6 protein-coding genes are annotated in these 4,714 nt (G+C 49.0%); 1 reads left to right on the top strand and 5 read right to left on the bottom strand.

The genetic code is table 11. From position 1 onward, the window contains the following. Positions 1–261, top strand: a 261-nt coding sequence (locus VMT62_11130; GenBank protein HVN96974.1) for a hypothetical protein, incomplete at its 5' end; no start/stop codon positions are given. Between the two features lie 389 nt (positions 262–650). Here the strand turns inward: VMT62_11130 and VMT62_11125 are convergent. The 5 genes from VMT62_11125 to VMT62_11105 form a co-directional block, all read right to left on the bottom strand. Beyond that, on the bottom strand, positions 651–1,529 hold the full coding sequence (locus VMT62_11125) for an ATP-binding protein (protein ID HVN96973.1): 879 nt from the start codon (positions 1,527–1,529) through the stop codon (positions 651–653). 6 nt (positions 1,530–1,535) lie between these two features. Beyond that, entirely contained in the window at positions 1,536–1,985 is a 450-nt protein-coding gene (locus tag VMT62_11120; GenBank protein ID HVN96972.1) for a V4R domain-containing protein, read from the bottom strand. A gap of 22 nt (positions 1,986–2,007) precedes the next feature. Continuing rightward, positions 2,008–2,787 carry an inositol monophosphatase family protein gene (locus VMT62_11115; GenBank protein ID HVN96971.1) on the bottom strand — a complete coding sequence of 260 codons (780 nt, stop codon included), beginning with the start codon at positions 2,785–2,787 and terminating at the stop codon, positions 2,008–2,010. Between the two features lie 324 nt (positions 2,788–3,111). Then, positions 3,112–3,750, bottom strand: a complete 639-nt coding sequence (locus VMT62_11110) for a nuclease-related domain-containing protein (GenBank protein ID HVN96970.1) — start codon at positions 3,748–3,750, stop codon at positions 3,112–3,114. A gap of 369 nt (positions 3,751–4,119) precedes the next feature. After that, positions 4,120–4,714 (bottom strand): alpha/beta hydrolase (locus VMT62_11105; protein ID HVN96969.1); only part of this gene is annotated, 595 nt, incomplete at its 5' end.

Below are 4,714 nucleotides of genomic sequence, written 5' to 3'. Positions count from 1 at the left end.
CTGCCGGACCACTATCGGGCGGACTACCTCATTATTAATGTGCTGCGGTCGACCCCCATTGAGAATCACGAGATCATCGATCATCTTGCGGTGGATGACGTGAGGACGATCGTGAACCGGGTCAGGCCCCGGGCGGCGATTCTTACGCATTTCGGTTTCAAGATGGTTGAGGAAGGGCCCGAGCGCATTGCAGAGCGTTTGAGCGATGAGACGGGTATACGCGTTATAGCAGCGTATGACGGCATGAAGTGGGAGTTCTGAGAAAATCCAACCCTGTGTTTTTGTGTTCGGGCCACGGCCTGATCGGGAAAGCGCCTCTCAAGAGTTCTGCCGCGCCGCGCGACCTCCAACATACATACAGTATAGTTTCCGGTCAACGCGACACGTCAGCCCATCGCATATTCATCTTTCCACTCCAGGCCGTGGTCCTATCCACACCGGAATTTCCAGTAGAGGCCGGAAATTCCGGTATCGTCGAGGAGTATACAATTCGTTTGCGCTTCGCTGAAACCGGGACCTCAAACGCTAATTGACGAGCACGAGTATGCAATTCGCTCTTGTTTCGCTGAAACTGCGACCAGAAATTTCTAATCGGCGAGGTGCAGTACACAATTCGTTTGCGCTTCGCTGAAACCACAATACCTTAAGCTCTAAGGGACGAGGGGGAAGGTGAGTTTGAAGGTGCTACCCTCGCCAGGCCTGGTATCGATCTCGATAGTGCCGCCATTTGCCTCCACGAGTCTTTTGCTGAGTGAGAGACCGAGGCCCGTTCCTTCGCCCTTGGGTTTTGTAGTAAAAAAAGGCTCGAAGATTTTATCGAGAATCTCCGGACGTATGCCTTCGCCTTCATCACGTATCGCAATATAGCCGCGACGGTCCTCAATGCCTGACTTGATGGAGATTGTGCCGCCATGCGGCATGGCAGCCGCCGCGTTATTCATGAGATTGACTAATGTCTGCTGGATATGGATCCTGTCAATATCGACATAGGCAGGCTTTTTTTGCTTCTCTACGCTTACGGCCACGTTCTTGAAACGTGTGAGATGGTGTTCCATAAAGAGGACCGTATCGTCGACGAGACGGGCAAGCTCCAGACGTTCTTTCTTCGGTTCATCCATTCTAGAGAAATTGAGAAGCTTGGCCAGCACGTTGGTGAGCCTGCCGGCTTCCTCATCGATGAGCTTTGCATATTCGTTGATTCTCACCGTATCTTTTGTCTTTCTTATCCTCTTGGCGAAGCCCTGTATTGATATGAGCGGGTTCTTGATTTCGTGGGCGATGGAGCCTGCGAGCTCACCTAAAGCGGAAAGTTTGTTCGCCCTTACGAGTTCCGCTTCAAAACCCTTGATTCTCTCGTCCTTGCTGCGCAGGGATTTAAGCTTCTCATTGAGCACTTCATAGATCGTATCGAGTTCCTTGATGTTCGCTTCAAGCAGGGTGTTGCGCGCTTTCGAGATACCCCTCTCTTCTTCGAGCGTTACCTCAAGCTCTCGCAGTCTGGTTTCGTAAGGGTTCTTTTTATGGGCCATGTTCTGTCAGTAGAGAAATATCTCGAACTCGCAGTAATTAAACCCCACGGACCAGCTTTTGGTCTGCCTGGATTTTGCCTTCTTTTCGTATATGGTCTCGATAAGGCCCGCAATAATGCCGCTTTCCATATCGCAAAACATCTCTCCGGTATAGGCGAAACCGGCGCAGGTGATACACTCGTAGAGCTTTACGGTCAGATGGTCTTCGTCAACAATTTGGACTTCCGGTATGCCCACTTTGAGCTCCATTATCTTTGCCCTAAAATCTTCGAGGTCTTTGGCGCCGATCAAATTTCCCACCTGCTTGCCGACCATGTACAGTGTCGCGCCTGAAGTCTCCCCGAGAATCTGCCTCATGCCAATGATTCTGAGAATTCTGAAGAGAAGCAAAGGAACGTCCTGCCCGAGTTTGGGTCTCAAAATAGTCTTTATATCGTCGATCGAATACTCTTTCATGTGATGACCCCTTGGATATAATTTACGGCGTCTTCTTTTTGAGAATCTTCACCATCTGCGCATGGATCAGTCCGTTTGTGGCGATAACATCATTTTTGTAAATGTCGAATCTGCCGCCGCGCAGATTGGTGATGCGCCCCCCGGCTTCACGGACGATGAGCGCCCCTGCGGCCATGTCCCATGAATTGAGTTTCAATTCCCAGTATCCGTCAAATCTCCCGGCGGCCACATAGCTCAAATTGAGCGCCGCGGAGCCGTCCCTTCTCACCGCCTGCGCGTGGTACAGAAAATTGATAAAATGGTCGATGTTGTTGTCCTTGCTTGTCACGATGTCGTAGGGAAAACCGGTGCTTAAGAGAGAGTTCTTGAGGGTTCGTATGCCCGATACGTTAAGCCGTCTGCCGTTGAGATACGCCCCGCGTCCTTTTCGGCCGGTGAAGAGTTCCTTGAAGATCGGGTTATAGACCACGCCGAGCACAACTTCTCCCTTCACCTCGTAGGCGATTGAAGTACAAAAGAACGGATAGCCGTGCGCATAGTTCGTGGTGCCGTCAAGGGGATCGACGATCCACCTGTTCTGTGTCCCGTCAAAACGATTCGATTTTTCCTCGCTGATGATATGGTCCTGGGGAAAGCTTTGGCGTATGAGCTTTATGATACGCTCCTGACAGGCGAAATCCACGTCCGTTACGAGATTGATTTCCCCTTTGTGGTGTATCTCAAAATGTTTCTCATAATTCTTGCGTTGAATCTTCCCCGATTCGCGGGCACAGTGAACGGCAAATTCGAGCAGATGATCCATGACCTTCATTCTAATAATATACTCCGCCATTTTCAAGCGTTGATTGCAGCGCGCTCGCCTCAGTCGGGGTGAGGCTATCCGCATATTGTAGTCTATTTAACTCATTGATATCATATTATTACTAGTCGTTGCAGTCTTCTCCAGCCACCTAAGTGGACGTCACATTAGGCATTGCGGCTTTACCTACAAAGTCGCACAATGAGTGGTTTCACAAAAGCAATTATTACCGACTGAAAGAGAGTAACGGAAGAGTTAAGCGCCGCGACGGTTTATGCCGCTTCCGCTGCAACGATATGTTAGGCCCTCTCGTTTGGATGGGGCTCCCTACTCATCGTTACGGTATCTGTGTCGCAGTCTCTGAATATGCTCAATATCGGTTTCCTTTGTAATTGAAAGACGGGCCGTCTCCAGGCGGCCCACACAGAAGTGGACACGATCGATTGACATTACCTTCGTTGTAAGACTCTCAAGATGGTCAAGGAACCCGTCTAATGAGAACACCCCGTCTGGGATGGTCGTTTTGAACTTTGCATTCCCGGCAAAGACAACGACTGGGCGAATGGCGTCAGCAGGTAAAAACTCTAAAAGCTCCTGAATGGCACGAACATGTTTGTAATTCTGGCGTATAGGGTTCTGGAATCTGAACTTAGCGCGATATAGCACCTGTGTCCAATAGCGGTCATTTGGGCCGGCGAAGATCCAGCCCTTGTAGTCTTTGGTCTCAATAACAAATACCCCGAACCGGGAAACCAACACGTGGTCGATTTGAGTGGTTTCATCCCTCAGGCGAAGCGTTATATGGTTGAGGAGATGATAGTCCGGTGGAATAAACCTCATTTTCAACGCGCGGGACAGCCTTACCTCACCTCGGTTCTGAAAGGCGTGCGTTCGATAACGGCTATAATATAGGCCAAGAACAAAGCCGATGGATAATGCCACCACTGCAACGGTAAGTTCATTCATTCCATCAAGGCCTAACTACTTCTTTTATACTCATTATACATTTTCTCCGATTGTACACCCGACACCCGTAGAGAATCAACAAAAAGAGGTCAAAAAGCCCGTCTTGGAGAAGTCTCGCTGCGTATAATACGAAATAGGCCTTGGATGTACTCACCAAGTTTAATTAGGCGGTTCTGTTATCCGCCGGGCTTGAAGGTCATCGCGTTCGCTCAGACTCATCATTGCCAACAAAAAGTCGGTAAGGGCTATGAAGGGGCTTAATCACGGGCTTCAGGAAGAAAGCAGTCCTGTTATATATGTCTACCGGTATCGGCACAATGTTTATTCATAACCTTTGTGAAGGGTACCGGCAGTTCATGGCCGGCTGGATCAGATGGTTATGATATTTATAAATTCCTTTATAACAGTAGCCGAAGCTTCTGGCTCAGCTTGAAAAATAAAATGCGGTGCTTCTACCTTGTATATCCTGAGGTCAGGTATTACTTGGGTAAACTCATGGACAGACGATGGTGGAATGACTCGATCTCTGGTGGCCTGTAAATAGCAGCATGGGGTAGATAGGTTTGGAAGCCAACGGCGGACATCGATGTCGGCTAACATTTTCATTCTATGAGCCAGAACTTTTGCTGGCACCTTTGTCTTTATGCGTTGCCACAGAGGGAAAAGAGCATCTACGTCGTTACGGTTACCAAGAACAAACCGCAATATTATTCGTTGAAATGGAAGATTGGAAATTCTTTCAAGAGGCATATAGCGTAGCATCTTCAGCATTCCTTGCCGTGGAGCAACAGCAAATGTTGCACAGAGGACAAGCCCTTTGGTCTTTAGTCTGCCCGTCCCGATTAAGAAAACAGCTATCGGGCCCGAAAAGGATTCGGCCACGACAATATCCTGATACCCCTGGATTTGCTCATTCGCACTGGAAACAAGCTCCTCAAACGACAATAATCTATCATAAGGGTAT

This window comes from Syntrophorhabdaceae bacterium (genome assembly GCA_035541755.1).
In the GTDB taxonomy this organism is placed as follows: domain Bacteria; phylum Desulfobacterota; class Syntrophorhabdia; order Syntrophorhabdales; family Syntrophorhabdaceae; genus PNOF01.
The sequence above is the reverse complement of the archived record's forward strand: the minus strand, read 5'-3'. Positions and strand labels throughout refer to the sequence as shown.

Coding starts and splice junctions, on each gene's coding strand:
- VMT62_11110 (HVN96970.1), bottom strand. CDS start 3,750: ATGAATGAACTTACCGTTGCAGTGGTGGCATTATCCATCGGCTTTGTT.
- VMT62_11120 (HVN96972.1), bottom strand. CDS start 1,985: ATGAAAGAGTATTCGATCGACGATATAAAGACTATTTTGAGACCCAAA.
- VMT62_11115 (HVN96971.1), bottom strand. CDS start 2,787: ATGGATCATCTGCTCGAATTTGCCGTTCACTGTGCCCGCGAATCGGGG.
- VMT62_11125 (HVN96973.1), bottom strand. CDS start 1,529: ATGGCCCATAAAAAGAACCCTTACGAAACCAGACTGCGAGAGCTTGAG.